Origin of the sequence: Dermatobacter hominis (genome assembly GCF_020715685.1) — a bacterium.
In the GTDB taxonomy this organism is placed as follows: Bacteria; Actinomycetota; Acidimicrobiia; order Acidimicrobiales; family Microtrichaceae; genus Dermatobacter; species Dermatobacter hominis.
Map to the genome: position 1 here is coordinate 3075994 of NZ_CP085840.1, position 19284 is coordinate 3095277.

Consider the following 19284-nt stretch of genomic DNA (forward strand, 5'->3'; position numbering starts at 1 on the left):
GGGGTGGACGACCAGCCGACGGCGGCCCGTGGTGTGCTCAGGGTCTACCTGGGCGCCGCGCCCGGCGTCGGCAAGACCTTTGCCATGCTCGACGAGGGCCGACGCCGCCGAGCGCGCGGCACCGACGTCGTCGTCGGGCTGGTCGAGACCCACGGCCGGGCCAACACCGCCGCGCTGCTGGAAGGCCTGGAGCTGCTGCCGCGCCGCACCGTCACGCACCGCGGGGCGGTGATCGAGGAGCTCGACGTCGACGCCGTGCTCGACCGCCGGCCCGGCGTGGTCCTCATCGACGAGCTCGCCCACACCAACGCCCCGGGCTCGCGGAACGCCAAGCGCTGGGAGGACATCGACGAGCTCCTCGCCGCCGACATCGACGTCGTGTCGACGGTCAACATCCAGCACCTCGAGTCGGTCAACGACGTCGTCGAGCGCATCACCGGCGTGCGCCAGCAGGAGACCGTGCCCGACGCATGGGTCCGGGCCGCCGAGCAGGTGCAGCTGGTCGACATGACGCCCGAGGCACTGCGGCGGCGGATGGCGCACGGCAACGTGTACCCGGCCGACCGCATCGACGCCGCGCTCGGCAACTACTTCCGGGTCGGCAACCTCGGCGCGCTGCGCGAGCTGGCGCTGCTCTGGGTGGCCGACCGCGTCGAGGACGAGCTCCACACGTACCTCGAGGCCCACGGCATCACCGGCGCGTGGGAGACCCGCGAGCGCGTGCTCGTCGCGATCACCGGCGCGCCCGACGGCGACGGCGTGATCCGCCGCGCCGCCCGGCTGGCCCGGCGCAACCAGGGCGAGCTGATCGGCGTGCACATCAGCCCGTCCGACGGGCTGGTCGACCGGCGCGGCCCCGACCTCGACCGGCACCGGCAGCTGCTCGAGGAGCTCGGTGGCACCTACCGCGAGGTGGTCGGCGACGACATCGCCGAGACGCTGGTCGCCGTCGCCCGCAGCGAGCGGATCACCCAGGTCGTCGTCGGTGCCAGCCGACGCTCCCGGCGCCAGGAGCTGACGCGCGGCTCGGTGGTGAACGACCTGCTGCGGCTGGCGCGTGACCTCGACGTCCACGTGATCTCCGCGCCCGACTCCGCGAGCGGTGGAGTGGCGGCGGTCGCCGCCCGGATCGGCGCCGGCCGGCTGCACACGCCGCTGCCCCGGCGGCGCCGCACCATCGCCTGGGCGCTGCTGCTCGTCGGCGGCCCGCTCCTCTTCCTCTCGCTGTTCCCGCTGCGCGACGACCTCGGTGTGCCCACCGCGATGCTGCTGGCGCTCACGTTGGTGGTCGCGGTCGGCACCATCGGCGGGCTCCTGCCCGGCGTCGTCGCGGCGATCGTCTGCTCGTTCGCCATCAACTTCCTGTTCGTGCCGCCGTACGGCACGTTCACCGTCACCCATGCCGAGAACGTCCTCGCCCTCGCGGTGTTCGTGGTCGTGGGCGCCACCGTGTCCACGCTGGTCGACCGCGTCGCGCGGAGGTCCGCCGAGTCGGCGAGGGCGCGCGCCGACGCCGACGCGCTGGCCCGCTCGGCGGCCGTGCTGTCCACCGACGCCGATCCGCTCCCGTCGCTGCTCGCCGAGGTCCGCAGATCCCTCGGCCTGGAGGCGGTCTCGCTCCTGCACGGCGACCCGGCGCTGGACGACGCGGTCGCCGGGCGCTGGGAGCTGGTGTCGAGCAGCGGCGAGGCGCCGCCCCGCCGCCCGGTCGACGGGTCTGTGCGAACGGTGACCGACGACGGTGACTGGCTGCTCGTGCTGCGCGGCGACGTGGACGCGGACGGGGTGGAGCTCCTCGAGACCTTCGTCGGCCAGGTGGCCGTGGCCGTCGACGCCGTCCGGCTGCGGCAGGAGGCGGCCGCCGCCGAGGCGCTGCTGCGGGCCGAGGAGCTCCGGACCGGGATCCTCCAGGCCGTGTCGCACGACCTCCGCACGCCGCTCGCGGGCATCAAGGCGTCGGTCACCTCGCTGCTGTCGCCCGACATGACGTTCGGGCCCGAGGACACGCGCGAGTTCCTGACGCTCATCGACGACGAGGTCGACCGGCTCGACCGCGTGGTCGGCAACCTGCTCGACATGAGCCGGCTGCAGTCCGGGGGCCTGCGGGTGCTGCGCCTGCCCACCCCGGTCGAGGACGTCGTGAGCGCTGCGGTGGCCGGCGTCGAGGACCCCGGGTCGCACGGGGTCGAGATGCGGGTGCCGGCCGACCTGCCGCTGATCGACGTCGACCCCGCGCTCACCGAGCGCGCCGTGGCGAACGTCGTCGCCAACGCCCTCGCCGTGCAGCCCGAGGGCGAGCCGGTGGTGGTCGACGCCGCCGTCGTGGGCGACCGGGTGCACGTCCGGGTGATCGACCGCGGTCCCGGCATCCGCCCCGCCGACCGGGCGCGGGTGCGGGCGCCGTTCCAGCGCCTCGGCGACCGGTCGAACCAGGCGGGCGTCGGGCTCGGGCTCGCGATCGCCCACGGCTTCACCGTCACCGTCGGCGGACGGCTCGAGCTCGAGGACACGCCGGGGGGCGGGCTGACCGCGGTGTTCGAGCTGCCGATCGCGCCGGTCGACGCCGGCGATGCCGGCGATGCCGGCGAGCCGGGGAAGCCCGGTCAGGCGGCGGAGGCCGGCGCCGCAGCCGAGCACGCGGCCGGCGAGTCCGAACCTGCGGCCGGCGACGACGCGGTGCCGACCGGGCTGGTGGCCACCGAGGGAGGCACGTCATGAGCAGGATCCTCGTCGTCGACGACGAGCCGCAGATCCGCAAGGCGCTGTCGGTCACGCTGCGGGCCAGCGGCCACGACGTCGACGCGGTCGGCACCGGCGAGGAGGCGCTCACCCGCGTCGCCGGCTCGCACCCCGACGCCGTGATCCTCGACCTCGGCCTGCCCGGCATCGACGGCATCGACGTGATCGAGGGCCTGCGCGGCTGGACCGACGTGCCGATCGTCGTCCTGTCGGTGCGGGGCGAGGAGTCCGACAAGATCGCCGCCCTCGACGCGGGCGCCGACGACTACGTGACCAAGCCGTTCGGCATGGGGGAGCTGCTGGCCCGGCTCCGGGTCGTGCTGCGACGCCAGCAGCCCGACACGTCGGTCGCCTCGGTGGTCACGCCTAACTTCACGATCGACCTCGTCGCCCGCCGCGTCACCGTGCAGCGCGACGGCGCCGAGGAGGAGGTGCGGCTGACGCCGATCGAGTGGGGCCTGGCCGAGCGGCTCACCACCAACCCCGGCCGGCTCATCACCCAGCGTCAGCTGCTCACCGAGATCTGGGGCCCCGGCGTCAGCGACCAGACCCAATACCTGCGGGTCCACATGTCGAACCTGCGCCACAAGCTCGAACCCGACCCGTCGCGGCCGCGCTACTTCCACACCGAGTCGGGCATGGGCTACCGGTTCGAGCCGACGCCGATCAGCACGGCGCCGTAGTCCGGCGCTCGCGGGCACGCGTTCTCGGGGACATCACCAAGAAGCCCGATCCGGCTTTCTCGGGGACGACCGATCGCTGAGCGAACGCTAATCCCCGAGTTCGGTGGCGGTGGGGCTCGCTACTGCGGGAGCGGGGCGCGCTCGGCGGTGCGACCGAGCGCCTCGGCGACCAGCTTCTCGAGCGGCAGCGACCGGCCGAGCGTCCACGCCCGGTCGAGCTCCTCGGGGTCCATCGCCGCCCGCAGGCGCTCGACGCTCTCGTCGTGCAGCGGCTGCAGGAACGGGAGGATGGCGAGGCCGGTCGCCTCGCGCTGGAGCTCGGCGGCGCCGTGCAGGAGCGCCGACCACTCGGGCTCCTCGTGCGCGCTGGCGAGGTTGGCGAGCAGCTGGATGCTCTCGCCCAGGCCGCGGGCGTCGCGGATCGACCACCGCAGCTCGAGGCTCTCGGTGATCGGCGCCACCGCGGCCCGGGTGTCGCCCTCCATGATCGACACGATCCCGACGCTGAACTGCGCCCAGGCCACGCCCCACGGCTGCACCACGAGGCGGGTGAGGTCGAGGGAGCACTGGAGCTCGTCGCGCATGCGGGCGAGGTCGCCCTCGAGGAACCGCGCGTAGGCGAGCCCGAAGTGCGCGAGGCCGCGCAGGAAGACCTCGTCGAGCCGGGTCGCGATCTCGAGGCACTCGCTGAACAGCTCCTGGGTCCGCTCGGGGATCCCCAGGCTGAACACGACGTTGCCGAGCTCGGCGACGGTCCAGCCCAGCTGCAGCTCGGTGCCGTGCTCGCGGACGAGCTCGAGGCCCTCTTCCATCAGCTCGCGTGCCCGTTCGAAGTCGCCCTGCAGCGCCACGACCCACCCGAGCGCGCTGAGCGCCCGGCCGCGGATCGCGGAGCGGTCGTCGGTGGTGAGCGCCAGGAGGTCGCCGAGGCGGCGTTCGCCCTCGCGGTACTGGCCGCCGACGTCCCAGTAGGGCCACATCGCCGCCGCGACCCGGCAGCCGAGCAACGGGTCGCCCGCACCCGCGGCGTGGTCCATCGCGCTGCGCAGGTTGTCGTGCTCGGCGTCGAGCAGGGCGAGCCAGTCGGGCATCTCGCTCGTCCAGAAGCCGGTCCACGCCTGCTCGGCCAGGCCCACGTGGAAGTCGAGGTGCCGATCCCACGTGGCCTCGGCCTCGCCGGCCTTCACCAGCTGCTCGACCGCGTACTCGCGGATGGTCTCGAGCACGGTGAACCGGACGCGGTCCGAGCTCGACGGGTCGGTGTCGATGGACGACACGACGAGCGACCGGTCGACGAGGTTCTCGAGGATGTCGAGCACGCGGAGCGGGTCGACGTCGTCGCCCGAGCAGACGTGCTCGGCGGCTTCGATGCCGGTGCCGCCGGCGAACACGCCGAGCCGGCGGAAGACGGCCTTCTCGTCGGGCTCGAGGTGGTCGTGGCTCCAGGCGATCGTCGAGCGCATCGTGCGGTGGCGCTCGGGCAGGTCGGGCGACGAGCCGGCGAGCGAGTCGAGCCGGTGCTCGAGCCGCGCCAGCAGGTCGGCCGGCTGCTGCACGCGCATGCGCGCCGCGGCGAGCTCGAGTGCGAGCGGCAGTCCGTCGAGCTGCCGGACGATCTCGGCGATGACCGCCACGTTCCGTTCGTCGAGCCGGAAGCGGGGCCGGACGCGCCTCACCCGCTCGACGAGCAGGTCGACCGCCGGCGAGGCGGCCACCGCGTCGAGCGTCGCCTGCTCGTCGGGGTCGGGCACCGCGAGCGGCAGCAGGGGGAACTCCTGCTCCCAGCGGAGGCGCAGGGCCTGGCGGCTGGTGACCAGCATCCGGACGCCCTCGGTGGCGCCGAGCACGTCGGCCAGGTCGCTCGCGCCGGCGACGACGTGCTCGAAGTTGTCGATGACGAGAAGGACGCGCTCGCCCCGCAGCACGCTCGCGATCGCGTCCACCAGCGACCGGCCGCCGGCGTCCTTGATGCCGACGCTCGCGGCGATCGTCGGCAGCACCAGAGCCGGGTCGCGCAACCCGGTGAGGTCGACGAACACGACCCGTTGGTCGCCCTGCTCCCGGCAGCGGCGGGCGACCTCGATCGCCAGGCGGGTCTTGCCGCTCCCGCCGGAACCGGTGATCGTCACGAGCCGGTTGTCGTCGTCGCACACCATCTGCAGGAGGGTGGCGAGCTCGACGTCACGGCCGATGATCGGCGACGGCGCCTGGGGCAGCGCCGGCTGCTCGAGCGCCGGGCGCGGTTGGTCGTCGGTCCGGGCGACGGCGGTCTCGAACACCTCGCTGAGCATCACGGCCAGGTCGGTCTCGACCAGCTCGCGGAGCTCCTCGGGCGTGGCGAACGATCGGTACGAGGTCGAGTCGCTGTCGCGGATGCGGTCGAGCAGCTCGACCAGGCGCTCGTCGCGGTGGTCCGAGTCCTTGATGTAGACGAGCTTCGGGTGGTCCTTCGCGAGGACCCACTCGTGCTCGAGCCCCGAGATCTCCATGTCGGGTGCGACCCAGCCGTAGCGCTCCCAGTACAGGCCGATGAAGACGTGGGACTGCTCGAGGTAGGCCTGGTACAGGTCGGCCGGCGGGTGCGGTCGCGCCCCGAGCTCGAACATCACCGGGACGAGCCGCAGGCGCGTGATCGCCTCCTTCACGGCGGCGCGCTCGGGAGCCATCTCCTGCAGGGTCGAGCTGACGAAGACCCTGAGCCGCTGGTCCGGTGTACGGATCACCGATCGAAAGTATGCAGGACCGCCTTCCACGGGGGAACGGCTCCAACCCGAATCCCCCGCGGCGGCCTCGTCGGATCGGCGCGGGCCCGCCGGCGCGGTCACCGATCGGTCGGCGCTCCCGGCGGCTCGTCGACGCCCCTGCCGTCGACCACCCCGCCGTCGACCACCCTGCCGTCATCCATGTAGATGATCCGGTCCGCCGCCCGGGCGACGTGGTCGTCGTGGGTCACGACGACGACCGTCACGTCCTCCTCCGAGCGGAGGTGCTCCATGAGCCCGAGGACGAGGTCGACGGAGCGGCTGTCGAGCGACCCGGTCGGCTCGTCGGCCAGCAGGAGCGCCGGCCGGTTGGCCAGGGCCCGGGCGATCGCCACCCGCTGGCGCTCGCCGCCCGACATCTGCGGCGGCCGTCGGTGGCCGAGGTGGCCGAGCTCGACGAGGTCGAGCAGCTCCTGCGCCCGCTGCTTCCGCTGCCGGCGATCGGTGTGCGACCCCATCATCGCCACCCCGATGTTGGCCATGGCGTCGAGGTGGGGCAGCAGGTTGTGCATCTGGAAGACGAGCCCGACCTCGGTGCGCCGGTAGCGGTTCACGTGGTCGGGGTGCGTGATGTCGTGGCCCTCGACGCGCAGCGTGCCGCTGTCGGGGTGGTCGAGCGCGGCGAGCAGGTGCAGGAGCGTGGACTTGCCGCAGCCCGACCGGCCGGTGATGGCGACGTACTCGCCCGACTGCACGGTCATCGTCAGGCCGTCGAGGGCCGTGACGAGGCCGCGGTCGAAGGTCTTGCGCACGTCCACCGCCTCGATCGCCGGCCTGGCCAGCGTGGCGGTCGCGCCGGCGCCGCTCCCCGTCGCGGCGGGGACGGGCTCGTCCGTCGTCGGATCACTCACGGCGCATCGCCTCCTGTGGTGAGAGCCGGGCGGCGCGCAGCGCCGGGTAGAGGGCGCCGAGCGCGGTCACCGCCGTCGCGGTCACGAGCGCCCGGCCGAAGACCCATGCCTCGAACGTCGGCTTGAGGACGCCCCGGAGGTCGGGCAGGTCGGCGAGGACCCACACCGCGAGGAAGCCGAGGCCCACACCCAGGCAGGCGCCGATGAAGGCGATGATCGCGGCCTCGCCGAAGATCAGCGCGACGAGCCGCTTGCGCGACCAGCCGATGGCGCGCAGCACCCCGAACTCGCGGTAGCGCTCGACGAGCGACAGGAGCATCGCGTTGGCGACGACGATCGCACCGACGACCACCGCCACGATCGTCGCGGCGCGGTCGGCGCCGCTGATCAGCTGGTAGCCCCGGTCGGCCCGACCGAACTCGAGCAGGTTGCGGATGCCGATCAGCACCGGGTTCTCGTCCTCGATCCGCCGTTCGAGCGGCGCCACCGCCGTGCCCTCGTCGGTCTTCACGAAGAACAGGGACAGGCCGCCGGGCTGGCGCTCGTAGGCCTGGAACGGGACGAGCGGGAACATGATCGTGCTGTCGCCGAAGGTGTTGCCGGTGTTGAACACGCCGACGACCGTCCGGTCGGAGTCGGCGATGTGCAGCGTGTCGCCGGGCCCGATGCCCAGGTCCTGTGCGAGGCGAACGCCGACCATGATCTGGTCCTCCGCCGTCGGGTCGAACGGGCGGCCGTCGGCGATCCGGACCCCGAACGGCGCCAGGTCCTCGGGCCGGATGCCGACCTCGACGACGAGCGGGTGGGTCTCGTCGAGCTCCGTGGTGCTGAGCAGCACGCCGATCGCGCTGCTGACCCCCGGCGTCTGCTGCACCCGCTGGAGCTGCTGCTCGGTGAGCGCGCTCTCGAGGAGGTCGTTCAGGCCCTTCTGCGAGATCGTGAAGTCCGCCGCGCCGACCTCGAGCACGCCGGCCGCCGTGGTGCGGATGCTGTCGGTCACGATCCCGAGCGTCACGACGACGAGCACGCCGACGGCGACGGCCGCGGCGGTCAGCATCGACCGGACCTTCTTCGACCACACGTTGTGGCCGATCAACCAGATGAACGACATGGCGACTCTCCCTCGTCGCGTGTTCGCCCCGCTGCCGGTGTCCCGCTCCTCCGTAGTGTGCCGCGCCGGGCCGCCGGTGCGAGCGGAAAGTGCGCGTGCGACACTCGCGGGATGGCGAACCTCACCGGCACCGGCATCTGGAGCAGCGCCCTCCGCTACGGCGACGTCGACGTGGCGAAGGAGGCGGCGGCCGAGCTCGAGTCGCTCGGCTACTCGGCGATCTGGTTGCCCGACGTGGGCGGCGACGTGTGGACGCCGCTCGACGCGGTGCTCGGCGCCACGACGTCGACCACCGTCGCGACCGGAATCCTCAACATCTGGATGCACGAGCCCGCCGTGGCCGCCGCCGAGTTCCAGCGACTCGTCGCCGCGCACGGGCCGCGGTTCCTCATGGGCCTCGGCGTGAGCCACGGCTCGTTCATCAACGCCACCGGCGCGGGCAACTACTCGAAGCCGCTGACCCACATGCGCGAGTACCTCGACGGGCTCGACGCCACGCCGGAGCCGGTGCCGACCACCGACCGGGTGCTCGCCGCGCTCGGCCCGAAGATGCTCGACCTCGCCCGGACCCGGGCGGCCGGCACGCACCCGTACCTGGTGGTGCCCGAGCACACGGCGCAGGCGCGGGAACGGCTCGGCGCGGGACCGCTCGTCGCGCCGGAGCAGGGCGTCGTGCTCACGACCGATCCGGCGCGGGCGCGCGAGGTCGCCCGCCAGCACCTGTCGATCTACCTGACGCTGCCCAACTACGCGAACAACTGGTTCCGGCTCGGCTTCACCGAAGAGGACACGCTCGACGGGGGCAGCGACCGGCTGGTCGACGCGCTCATCGTCTGGGGCGACGAGGACGCGATCCTCGCCCGGGTCCAGGCCCACCGCGACGCCGGCGCCGACCACGTCTGCCTCCAGGTGCTCGGCGAGGACCTGCCGCTCGACGACTGGCGCCGCCTCGCCCCCGTCGTCACCGGCTGACGCTCTCGCTGCCCAGCCGGTGCGCCACCCGGATTTCTGAGGCGCGGATCGCGACAAGGGTTGTCGCTGTGCACCCCTATATCCGGGGGTGAGTACCGTGCGGCGGCGTGAGCGACGCCCCCACCAGCCAGCCCATCCGCATCGACGCCGGCGGCTGGGGGCTCAGCTGGGTGGCCGACGACGACGGCCGGCTCCACCAGCTCGGCCTCGGGCCCGAGGGCCACACCGTCCCGCTCGAGGTCGGCGCGCAGTGGTACCCGCTGGCGTTCCCGACGCTCGACGGCACCGATCCGTTCCGCCCGCCGGCCCTGCAGATCACCCACGCCGACGGGACGCTCACCACCCGCCTGGCGCTGACCGCGGTCGAGCGTGACGACGACCCGAGCGGCAGCCACGTCGTCGTGCGCACGACCGACGAGCGGTTCGACCTGACCGTCGAGCACCACTTCCGCAGCCACCCCGACTCGGGCGTGCTCGAGCAGTGGGCCGAGGTGTTCCACGTCGAGGACGGCCCGGTCACGCTGCTCGCGCACGACACGCTCGCCCTGTTCCTGATGGTCCCCGACGACGCCGAGCTCGTGCAGTTCGGCGGGGCGGGCTGGGCCGACGAGTGGCGCTGGAGCACCGACCCGCTCACGATCGGGACGACCGTGCTCGGGAGCCTCGGCGGCGTGCAGCCGCACCTCCAGCGCAGCCCGTGCCTCCTGCTGTCGCCGGCTGGTCCGTTCGGTGGCCCGGACGGCGCCGTCGCGCAGGACGAGGGCGAGGTGATCGGGCTGAGCGTGGCGTGGGGCGGCAACTCGCACCTCACCCTCGACGTGAAGCCGCGGGCCGAGCTCGACGCGCCGCGGGAGCTCCGGCTGCGCGCCGGGGCCAACGCCCTCGGCGCGCCGTACCGGCTCGACCCGGGCGTGCGCATGGTGCTGCCGACCGTGGCGTGGACGTGGTCGACGACCGGCCGGGACGGCGTGACCGAGGCGTTCCACCGGTGGAGCCGCGACCGCGTGCTGCGCGACCCCGACCGCCTGCGCCCGCTCGTCGTCAACAACTGGGAGGCGACGTTCTTCGACTTCGACGAGTCCCGCATCGTCGGCCTGATCGACCGCGCCGCCGACCTCGGCGCCGACGTGTTCCTCCTCGACGACGGCTGGTTCGGCACCACCCACCCGCGGGACGACGACACGCAGGGCCTCGGCGACTGGGACCACGACGTGCGCAAGCTGCCCGGCGGGCTCGCACCGCTCGCCGACGCGGCGGCGGCCCGGGGCATCCGCTTCGGCATCTGGGTCGAGCCCGAGATGGTGAACCCGCTCAGCGAGCTGCACGAGGCCCACCCCGAGTGGGAGCTGCGCGACGGCCGCGAGCCGCGCCTGCACCGGCACCAGCTGCACCTCGATCCGCTGCAGCCCGACGTGCGCGACTTCGAGGTCGGCGTCGTCGACCGCACGCTCGCGTCGGCGCCGTCGACGAGCTACGTGAAGTGGGACGCCAACCGCCCGATCACCGACCCCGGTTCGAGGGCGCTGCCGACCGATCGGCAGGCCAACGTCTGGTTCGACCACGTCGGCGCGACCTGGGACGTCATGGCGCGCGTCGCCGAGGGACACCCCGACGTCGAGCTGATGCTCTGCGCCTCGGGCGGCGGGCGCGTCGACCACGGCACCCTTCGCTGGTTCCACGAGTTCTGGACCTCGGACAACACCGACCCGGTCACGCGCGTCCGCATGCAGTGGGCGTGCTCGCACTTCTTCCCCGGCGCGGTGATGGCGGCGCACGTGACCCGGTGGGGCGAGCGGCCGTTGCCCTTCGCGTGCGCGGTCGCGCTGTCCGGCCGCTTCGGCATCGACCTCGACCTCGGTGCGGTCAGTGCGGAGGAGGACGCGGTCCTGCGGAGGGCGGTGGCGTGGGCCCGCCGGACCCAGGACGTCGTCCAGCGCGGCGTGGTGCGGCGGTACGTCTCGCCGGTCGAGGGGCCCGACCGCTCACGCGCCGCCTGGTCGGTGCACGGCGACGACGGTCGGGTGGCGGTGTTCGCGTTCCAGCTCGACGAGCCGGCGACCTCGGCGCCGACGCTCCGGGTGCGAGGGCTCGATCCCGCGGCGTCCTACGAGGTGCGCGCCACCGACCTCGACGGCTTCGACGAGACGTCGACCGCCACGGGTGCCGAGCTCACCGACGGCATCGCCTGGCCCCTCGACGCGCCGCTGACCGCGCGCCTCTGGGAGCTCACCCCGACCGACCCCGCCTGAGCCCCGGTCACCTCGCGCCCGTCGCGGGCGCGGGCGCGGCCGAGCCGAGTCCGGGTCGACGTCGGCGAGCGCGGCGGCGCGCGCGTTCTGGACCACACGAACGGCGGGCATGGACGTAGTGTGATGTCGGTCACACACCCGAGGAGGGTGCAGATGGCAGGTGCTGGCGGACGTGTTCGCCGGCCCCGACGTCGGGGGGCGTCGAGGCCGACCGGCCGAGACGGGCGGCGCGCGCCCCGAGGGCGGCGCCGCTCGGGCCGGGCCATCGTGGCGGCGCTGGCGGTCGCCCTGTGCGCGGGTGGGCTCGCCGCCTGCTCGAGCGGCGACGACTCCGGCACGCCGACGCTCATCTGGTACATCAACCCGGACAACGGCGGGCAGAAGACGCTCGCCCAGGAGTGCGGCGACGCCAGCGACGGGGCCTACCGGATCCAGACGCAGATCCTCCCGAACGAGGCCGACGCCCAGCGCGAGCAGCTCGTCCGCCGCCTGGCCGCGCAGGACAGCTCGATCGACCTGATGAGCCTGGACCCGCCGTTCGTCGCCGAGTTCGCGAACGCCGGCTACCTCCGGCCGATCACCGACCCGGCCGACGTCGATCAGCTGACGGCCGGCGTGCTCGACGCACCGATGAAGACGGCCGAGTGGGACGGCGAGCTCGTCGCCACGCCGTTCTGGGCCAACACGCAGCTGCTCTGGTACCGCAAGTCGGTCGCCGCAGCGGCGGGCGTGGATCCGACCTCCGAGGCCTTCACCTGGCAGGCGATGATCGAGGCCGCCGAGTCGCAGGAGAAGCGCATCGGCGTCCAGGGCCGCCGGTACGAGGGCTACATGGTGTGGATCAACGCACTCGTCGCCTCGGCCGGTGGCCAGATCATCACCGACGCCGACAAGGGCAAGGACGCCAAGCCCTCGATGGCCGGTCCCGCCGGCGACGCCGCCGCGAAGATCGTCGGGGGCCTCGCCCGATCGCCGGCGGCGCCGGCCGACATGTCGACCGCGGGCGAGGAGGAGGCCCGCTCGCTGTTCCAGGGCGACTCCGGCTCCTTCATGGTCAACTGGCCGTACGTGTACCAGGCCGCCAAGGAGTCGGTGGAGGCCGGTGCCATCGACCAGTCGGTGCTCGACGACATCGCGTGGGCCCGCTACCCCCAGGCCGTCGCCGGCGAGCAGAGCGCCCCGCCCCTCGGCGGCATCGACCTCGCCATCGGCAACTTCACCGACCACCCGGACGAGGCCCTCGACGCGGTGAAGTGCATCACCTCGGTCGAGAACAACGCCCAGTACATGGTCGAGTCGGGCAACCCGGCCGCCCGCGCCGCCGCCTACGACGACCCGAAGGTCAAGGAGGCGTTCCCGATGGCGGACCTGATCCGCGACTCGATCGACACCGCCGGTCCTCGTCCCATCACGCCGTACTACGGCGACGTGTCGACGTCGGTCCAGCGGGTCTGGCACCCGTCGACCGCCGTCCGCTCGCCGGCGACGCCCGAGGAGACCGATGAGTTCATGACCGAGGTCCTCAGAGGGGAGCGCCTGCTGTGACCGCAGTGATCGAACCCGAAGCCGCGGGCGCCGGCCCGCCCGAACCACCGCCTGCGCCGAAGGCTGCGGCGCGCACCGACCGGGCCAGGCACGAGCGACGCCTCGGCCTGCGCCTCTCGGCGCCGGCGTTCATCGTGATGATCCTGGTGACCGCGTACCCGCTCGGCTACGCCGTCGTGCTGTCGCTGTTCAGCTACCGGCTCACCGACCCGGAGGGCAGGGAGTTCGTCGGCCTGTCGAACTACTGGGTCGTGCTGACCGACCCCGTGTGGTGGGGCGCCGTCAGCACGACCGCGATCATCACGGTCGTGAGCGTCGCGGTGGAGCTGGTGCTCGGCTTCGCCTTCGCCTGGGTGATGTTCCGGATCATCAGGGGCCGCTCGCTCGTGCGCACGGGCATCCTCGTGCCGTACGGGATCATCACCGTCGTCTCGGCCTTCATCTGGCGCTACGCCTTCCAGCTCGACTCCGGCTTCGTGAACACGTGGTTCGGGCTCGAGGACTTCAACTGGTTCGGCGAGCGGTGGTCGTCCCTGTTCGTCATCGTCCTCTCGGAGATCTGGAAGACGACGCCGTTCATCTCGCTCCTGCTGCTGGCCGGCCTGGTGCAGGTCCCCGAGGACATGCTCGAGGCGGCCAAGGTCGACGGAGCGACCGCGTGGCAACGGCTCTGGAAGATCGTCCTGCCGAACATGAAGGCGGCGATCATGGTCGCCGTGCTCTTCCGCACGCTCGACGCGTGGCGGATCTTCGACAACCCGTTCATCATGACGCAGGGCGCCAACGGCACCGAGACCCTGTCGTTCCTGGCCTACCGCCAGAACGTGACGCTCGTGAACCTGGGCTCCGGCTCGGCCGTGTCGGTCCTGCTGTTCCTCACCGTCTTCCTGATCGCCTTCATCTTCGTGAAGGGCTTCAAGACGGACCTGTCCCAGGTGAGGGGTGATTGAGATGGCCGGCACCGGCAACCGCACCAGCAACTGGTGGACGGCGTGGGGGCTGCTCATCCTCGTGTGGGCGGCGTTCCCCCTCCTCTGGATGGTGTCGCTCTCCTTCCGCAGCCCCGACAGCTTCGGCGCCGGTCCCACGTTCTGGCCGAAGGAGTGGACGTGGGAGAACTACTCGACGGTGTTCAGCGACGAGCTGTTCACCTCGGCGCTGCGCAACTCGTTCGGCATCTCGATCATCGCCACCGTCCTGTCGGTGGTCATCGCGATGTTCGCCGCCTACGCGATCGCCCGGCTCGACTTCCCCGGCAAGCGGCTGCTGCTGTCCATGGCGCTGGCCATCGCGATGTTCCCCGTCGCGGCGCTGGTCGGCCCGCTGTTCAACATGTGGCGCGGGCTCGGGATCTACGACACGTGGATCGGGCTGATCATCCCGTACCTGACGTTCGCCCTGCCGCTGTCGATCTGGACCATGTCGGCGTTCTTCCGCCAGATCCCCTGGGAGATGGAGCAGGCCGCCCAGGTCGACGGGGCCACGCCGTGGCAGGCGTTCCGGAAGGTGATCGTCCCGCTCGCCGCGCCGGGCGTGTTCACGACCGCCATCCTCACCTTCTTCTTCTGCTGGAACGAGTTCCTGCTCGCCATCTCGCTGACCTCGACCGACAGGGCCCGCACGGTCCCCGCGGCGCTGTCGTTCTTCACCGGCAGCTCCCAGTTCCAGAGCCCGATCGCCCCGATCATGGCGGCCTCGGTCGTCGTGACGATCCCGATCGTCCTCCTCGTCCTCGCGTTCCAGCGCCGGATCGTCGCCGGGTTGACCTCCGGCGCCGTGAAGGGCTGACGCCGAACCGCCCGCCCCCGCGAGCGCCCGCACCACCGACCCGAACAGGAGTCCAGACGTGGCCGCCATCACGATGCAGCACCTGGTCAAGACCTACGGCGACGGCTTCAAGGCCGTCAACGACATCAGCCTGGACATCGCCGACGGCGAGTTCATGATCCTGGTCGGGCCCTCCGGCTGCGGGAAGTCGACGCTGCTCCGCATGATCGTCGGGCTCGAGGACATCACCTCGGGCGAGCTCGAGATCGGCGGCGAACGGGTCAACGACCTCGCGCCGCGGGACCGGAACCTCGCGATGGTGTTCCAGAACTACGCGCTGTACCCGCACCTCACCGTGTTCGAGAACATCGCCTTCCCGCTGCGGCTCCGCAAGGACATGAGCGGCGACGAGATCGACCGCAAGGTGCGCGAGGCGGCCGAGGTCCTCGAGCTGACCGAGCACCTCGACCGCAAGCCGAGCAACCTCTCGGGCGGCCAGCGCCAGCGCGTCGCGATGGGTCGGGCGATCGTGCGCGACGCCCAGGTGTTCCTGTTCGACGAGCCGCTGTCGAACCTCGACGCCAAGCTGCGCGGCCAGATGCGCACCGAGATCCTGCGCCTGCAGCGCCGGATGGGCACGACGACCGTCTACGTCACCCACGACCAGACCGAGGCCATGACCCTCGGCGACCGCGTCGCGCTGATGCGGCGCGGCGAGATCCAGCAGGTCGGCACGCCGCGGGAGCTCTACGAGCACCCCGTCAACCTGTTCGTCGCCGGCTTCATCGGATCGCCGCCGATGAACTTCGTCCCCGGCGCCATGGAGGACGGGAAGCTCCACCTGCCGTTCGTGAGCTTCGAGCTGCCCGAGGACCGCCGCGAGGTCGTCGGCGACCGGCACTACGTCACGATCGGCATCCGGCCCGAGCGGTTCGAGGACCGGGAGCTGCTCGACGAGGCCCGGGTGCCGAAGGGCGTGGGCTTCGACGCCCCGGTCGACGTGGTCGAGTGGCTCGGCAACGAGCAGTACGCGTACGTGCCGTTCGAGACCGACCCGAAGCTGCTCGAGGGCCTGTCGGAGCTGGAGCGCGAGCTCGACGGCGAGCAGGCCCGCACCCAGCTCGTGGTCGCGCTCGAGCCGACGAGCCGCGTCGCGCCCGGCGAGACCGCCCAGTTCTGGTTCGACCCGGAGGACATGCACATCTTCGACGCCGGCACCGGCGAGAACCTGACCCGGGAGCTGGCGCTGGGTGCCTCGGTCACGACCGGATCGGCGACCGCGGGGGCCGGCTCCGGCGGCTGACGGCGCCGGCCGGCAGGAGGGGCCCGAGCCTCGTGGCGGCGCCCGAGCTGCGACTGCGCCAGACGCCCCCCGGGCTCCTGGCCCTCCCGTGGACCCGCCCGCTGGGCGAGTGGCGCGCGCCGGAGGTCGAGCTGCGCGAGCTGCCGGTCGGGCCGAGCCGCCACCTCGTCCGCTTCGTCGAGTCCGACGGCCGGCTCTGGGCGCTCAAGGAGCTGAGCCCGTCGCTCGCCAACCGCGAGTACGAGGTGCTGCGGGAGCTGGAGCGGCGGCACCTCGCCGCCGTGCGGGTCGCCGGTGTGGTCACGCAGCCGGCGCTCGACACCGCGATCCTCGTCACCCACTACCTCGAGCGGTCGTGGCAGTACCGCCGCCTGTTCATGCGCGTCGCCGGGTCGCTGCGAGCCCACCGCCGACGGCTGCTCGACGCCATGGCGCTGCTGCTCGTCGACCTGCACCGCAACGGCGTGTACTGGGGCGACTGCTCGCTGGCCAACACGCTCTTCATCCGCGACGGGCAGGCGATCCAGGCGTGGTTCGTCGACGCCGAGACCGCCGAGCTGCACGACGTGCTCAGCGACGGCCAGCGCCGGGCGGACCTCGACACCGCGGTCGAGAACGTGGCGGGTGGGCTGCTCGACGTCGCCGCCGCCCGCGGGCCGGCGACGCTGCCGGGCGAGATGACGACCGAGTCGCTGCTCGCCGAGGCGCAGAGCGTCGCCACCCGGTACGACCAGCTGTGGGAGCTGCTGTTCGACGCCCCGGTCGTCGACCTCGGCGACCACGACCGGATCGCGGCGCGGCTGGCGCGGCTCGAGGACCTGGGCTTCGAGCTCGACGAGGTCCGCTTCGAGCCGACGGGCGAGCGCACCGACCAGCTGCGCATGCGCGTCGCCGTCGGCGGCCGCAGCTACCACTCCGACCGGCTCCGCGCGCTCACGGGGATCGACGCGGGCGAGGGCCAGGCCGCGATCCTCATGAACGACCTGCTCGCGTACGCGGCGGCGCTGCGCAGCCGCTCGCGCCGCGACGTCAGCGAGGAGGAGGCGGCCCGGGCGTGGTACGAGGATGCCTTCCTGCCGGGGGTGGCCAAGGCGCAGGCGGTGCTCGGCGACGCGACGTCGCCCGTCCAGGCCTACTGCGACCTGCTCGAGGTGCGGTGGCTGCTCAGCGAGGCCGCCGGCCGCGACGTCGGCGACGACGCCGCGCTGGCGGTGCTCGCTCGGCGCGAGCCGCCCGACGAGTCGGCCGCGACGCTGGTCGTGCTCGACCCGGCGACCACCGAGATCCCGGCGGTGCCGCCGCCCACCACCTCCTGAGCTCGGGTCAGCCGCCGGGTTCGAGCCGCTCGACCGGATCGGGCCCGTACCCGCCGGCGACAGGTGAGTCGGCATCGTCGCGCGGGATGTCGATCCCCTTGCGGCGGAGCAGCGCGACGCAGACCCAGCCGATCGGCACGACCAGCCAGTGCGACATGAGCCGGAAGGCGACCGAGGCGGCGAGCGCGGTCGACGCGTCGGTGCCCGTCGCCGTCAGCCCGACCACCAGGGCGGCCTCGACCTGACCGGCCCCGCCCGGGATGATCGGGATCGCCCCGGCCAGCTGGCTGGTCCCGTAGATCGCCAGGATCGACCCCCACGCCGACAGGTCCGTCGGCGTCCCCCCGCCCATGGCCGCGACGGCGGCGACGAGCGCGACGAACTCGCCAATCCAGCTCAGCACCTGCAGCACCCACGCCGCGGTCCAGCGGCCGGGACCGGCGCGCACGGCGCCGAACGAGTCGACGAACCGGTCCGCCAGGTCCGCCGCCGCCCCACCGGCGTCCTCGTGCGCATCGCCACCCGAGGTGGTGGCGCGGGCAGTGACGAGGCGGCGGAGCGCGAGCCAGGCCCGGACGCACCACTCGGCCGGGCGGCGCAGCACCCACGGGTTCCGGGTGATGGCGAAGAAGGCGCCGAGCAGGACCAGCGCGACGGCCCCGGGGAGCAGCGCCCGGCTCGGGTCCTCGCCGGCGACCGCGTACCCCGCCAGCGTCATGAACACGAGCACCGCCGGGGCGACGACACCGGTGGCGATCGTCGTCCACCCCGCCAGGCCGCCGTCGGCGCCGGCCTCGCGATAGCGCTGGACCATGTAGCCCGTGGCCAGCGCGCCGCCGGCCGGGAGCGTCGCCGCGATCGCGCCGCTGGCGAAGGACGCGGTGGTCGCCCGGCCGAGGGGCAGGTGGGCGCCGCCGGCGCCGAGCAGGACGGAGCGCACACCGGCGAACAGGACGATCGACACGATGCTCGTGACCGACCCGATGGCGATCCAGGTCCAGTCGGCGTGGGTGAGGAGCTCGGCCGCGTCGACGACCTGGTCCCACTCCGCGACGACGAACACCGCCAGCCCGGCCAGTGCGAGCACCACGACCGCGGCGCGCAGCCACCGGCCGGATCGCTGCGGGCCGTCCATGCGGCGATCGTACGGCCGGGCGCAGGTCGCGGAGCGTCCGACGGTCGCTTCGACGCCCGAACGAGGTGCACCGAGGATCGGCGGAGTGCCCCGAACCCCTCAGGACCCGTTGGCTAGGGTTCTCACATGGCCACCACGCAGCGACCGAGGAACCCGCGCTCGTCGGCTCCTCCGCCCGGTCCGAACCCGGTGAACCGTGGTCTCATCCTGATCGCGGTCGGCGTCGTGCTGGCCGTCATCCTGCTGATCAAGGCCGGCGGCGCCGGCTTCGACGGCGACAGCTCCGACCTCGAGATCGGCGCTGGCGACGACAAGGTCACCACCACCACCGAGGCCACCACGACCACCGTCGCCGAGCAGGCACCGCAGACCGTCCAGGTCGTCGCGGCCAACGGCTCCGGCACCTCGGGCCTGGCCGCCAAGACCGGCCAGCTCCTCGCGCAGTCCGGCTACACGCAGGTCGTGGCGACCGACTCGCTGCAGCCGGTGACCGCGTCGCAGGTCCTCTACGCCAACGGCTACGAGGCCAACGCCAAGTCGATCGCCGCCGCCCTCGGCCTGCCCGAGACGGCCGTGCAGCCGCTCGCCCCCGGCACCCAGCTGGCCAAGAACCAGCCGCCGACGTCGGGCGTCATCGTGATGATCGGTCCCGACCTCGTGGCCAAGGTCAACGCCGGCGGGACCGCCGGCGGGACGGCCGGCGCGACCACGACGACCGTGGCCGGCGGCACCGGGAGCACGAGCGGCACCGGGACCGGCGGCGCGACGACCACGACCGTGAAGTCCGGGACGTCGACCGCGGGCGCCACGGGCACCGGCGGCGTCACGACCACGACCCGCTGAGCCGGCCG

The 19284-nt window shown here is 73.0% G+C and carries 14 protein-coding genes; 10 read left to right on the forward strand and 4 right to left on the reverse strand.

Features of this window, described 5'->3' with window-relative positions; genetic code table 11:
* Positions 1 to 3: 3 nt before the first annotated feature.
* On the forward strand, positions 4 to 2718 hold the full coding sequence (locus LH044_RS14610) for a sensor histidine kinase (protein ID WP_227756319.1): 2715 nt from the start codon (positions 4 to 6) through the stop codon (positions 2716 to 2718).
* Positions 2715 to 3422: a response regulator gene (locus LH044_RS14615; protein ID WP_227756320.1), complete on the forward strand. Its 708-nt coding sequence runs from the start codon at positions 2715 to 2717 to the stop codon at positions 3420 to 3422. Before LH044_RS14610 ends, LH044_RS14615 begins: the two co-directional genes overlap by 4 nt.
* Before the next feature lie 119 nt (positions 3423 to 3541).
* On the opposite strand, the gene LH044_RS14620 is transcribed toward LH044_RS14615, so the two are convergent.
* The 3 genes from LH044_RS14620 to LH044_RS14630 form a co-directional block, all read right to left on the reverse strand.
* On the reverse strand, positions 3542 to 6145 hold the full coding sequence (locus LH044_RS14620) for an ATP-binding protein (RefSeq protein ID WP_227756321.1): 2604 nt from the start codon (positions 6143 to 6145) through the stop codon (positions 3542 to 3544).
* A 98-nt stretch (positions 6146 to 6243) separates the two neighbouring features.
* A complete protein-coding gene (locus tag LH044_RS14625; RefSeq protein WP_227756322.1) occupies positions 6244 to 7035 on the reverse strand; it encodes an ABC transporter ATP-binding protein in 792 nt (263 codons plus the stop codon).
* A complete protein-coding gene (locus tag LH044_RS14630; RefSeq protein WP_227756323.1) occupies positions 7028 to 8146 on the reverse strand; it encodes an ABC transporter permease in 1119 nt (372 codons plus the stop codon). The genes LH044_RS14625 and LH044_RS14630 overlap by 8 nt, the downstream gene beginning before the upstream one ends.
* Positions 8147 to 8257: 111 nt before the next feature.
* Between LH044_RS14630 and LH044_RS14635 the strand changes: the two genes are divergently transcribed.
* The 7 genes from LH044_RS14635 to LH044_RS14665 all read left to right on the forward strand — a co-directional run bounded on the left by LH044_RS14635 (position 8258) and on the right by LH044_RS14665 (position 17298).
* Positions 8258 to 9118: an LLM class F420-dependent oxidoreductase gene (locus LH044_RS14635; protein ID WP_227756324.1), complete on the forward strand. Its 861-nt coding sequence runs from the start codon at positions 8258 to 8260 to the stop codon at positions 9116 to 9118.
* Between the two features lie 107 nt (positions 9119 to 9225).
* A complete protein-coding gene (locus LH044_RS14640; RefSeq protein ID WP_227756325.1) occupies positions 9226 to 11367 on the forward strand; it encodes an alpha-galactosidase in 2142 nt (713 codons plus the stop codon).
* A 267-nt stretch (positions 11368 to 11634) separates the two neighbouring features.
* Positions 11635 to 12912, forward strand: coding sequence for an extracellular solute-binding protein (locus tag LH044_RS14645; RefSeq protein ID WP_227756326.1), 1278 nt, complete (start codon positions 11635 to 11637; stop codon positions 12910 to 12912).
* Positions 12909 to 13862: a carbohydrate ABC transporter permease gene (locus tag LH044_RS14650; protein WP_374210501.1), complete on the forward strand. Its 954-nt coding sequence runs from the start codon at positions 12909 to 12911 to the stop codon at positions 13860 to 13862. The genes LH044_RS14645 and LH044_RS14650 overlap by 4 nt, the downstream gene beginning before the upstream one ends.
* A gap of 1 nt (position 13863) precedes the next feature.
* Entirely contained in the window at positions 13864 to 14700 is an 837-nt protein-coding gene (locus LH044_RS14655) for a carbohydrate ABC transporter permease (RefSeq protein WP_227756328.1), read from the forward strand.
* 58 nt (positions 14701 to 14758) lie between these two features.
* The gene (locus LH044_RS14660) at positions 14759 to 15982 is read left to right on the forward strand and encodes an ABC transporter ATP-binding protein (RefSeq protein WP_255626046.1); all 1224 of its coding nucleotides are present in this window, start codon (positions 14759 to 14761) and stop codon (positions 15980 to 15982) included.
* Between the two features lie 32 nt (positions 15983 to 16014).
* Positions 16015 to 17298, forward strand: a complete 1284-nt coding sequence (locus tag LH044_RS14665; protein ID WP_227756329.1) for a DUF4032 domain-containing protein — start codon at positions 16015 to 16017, stop codon at positions 17296 to 17298.
* Positions 17299 to 17305: 7 nt separating this feature from the next.
* Here LH044_RS14665 and LH044_RS14670 read toward each other — a convergent pair whose 3' ends face one another.
* Positions 17306 to 18433, reverse strand: a complete 1128-nt coding sequence (locus LH044_RS14670) for a lysylphosphatidylglycerol synthase transmembrane domain-containing protein (RefSeq protein ID WP_227756330.1) — start codon at positions 18431 to 18433, stop codon at positions 17306 to 17308.
* Between the two features lie 126 nt (positions 18434 to 18559).
* Here LH044_RS14670 and LH044_RS14675 point away from each other — a divergent pair, with 126 nt between their 5' ends.
* Positions 18560 to 19276 (forward strand): LytR C-terminal domain-containing protein, encoded by a 717-nt coding sequence (locus LH044_RS14675; protein WP_227756331.1) that lies wholly within the window; start codon positions 18560 to 18562, stop codon positions 19274 to 19276.
* The last annotated feature ends 8 nt before the right edge of the window (positions 19277 to 19284 follow it).

Bases quoted from the DNA above. Each gene is read 5' to 3' on its own strand.
- LH044_RS14615 (WP_227756320.1), top strand. From the start codon at position 2,715: ATGAGCAGGATCCTCGTCGTCGACGACGAGCCGCAGATCCGCAAGGCG.
- LH044_RS14630 (WP_227756323.1), bottom strand. From the start codon at position 8,146: ATGTCGTTCATCTGGTTGATCGGCCACAACGTGTGGTCGAAGAAGGTC.
- LH044_RS14635 (WP_227756324.1), top strand. From the start codon at position 8,258: ATGGCGAACCTCACCGGCACCGGCATCTGGAGCAGCGCCCTCCGCTAC.
- LH044_RS14655 (WP_227756328.1), top strand. From the start codon at position 13,864: ATGGCCGGCACCGGCAACCGCACCAGCAACTGGTGGACGGCGTGGGGG.
- LH044_RS14670 (WP_227756330.1), bottom strand. From the start codon at position 18,433: ATGGACGGCCCGCAGCGATCCGGCCGGTGGCTGCGCGCCGCGGTCGTG.
- LH044_RS14675 (WP_227756331.1), top strand. From the start codon at position 18,560: ATGGCCACCACGCAGCGACCGAGGAACCCGCGCTCGTCGGCTCCTCCG.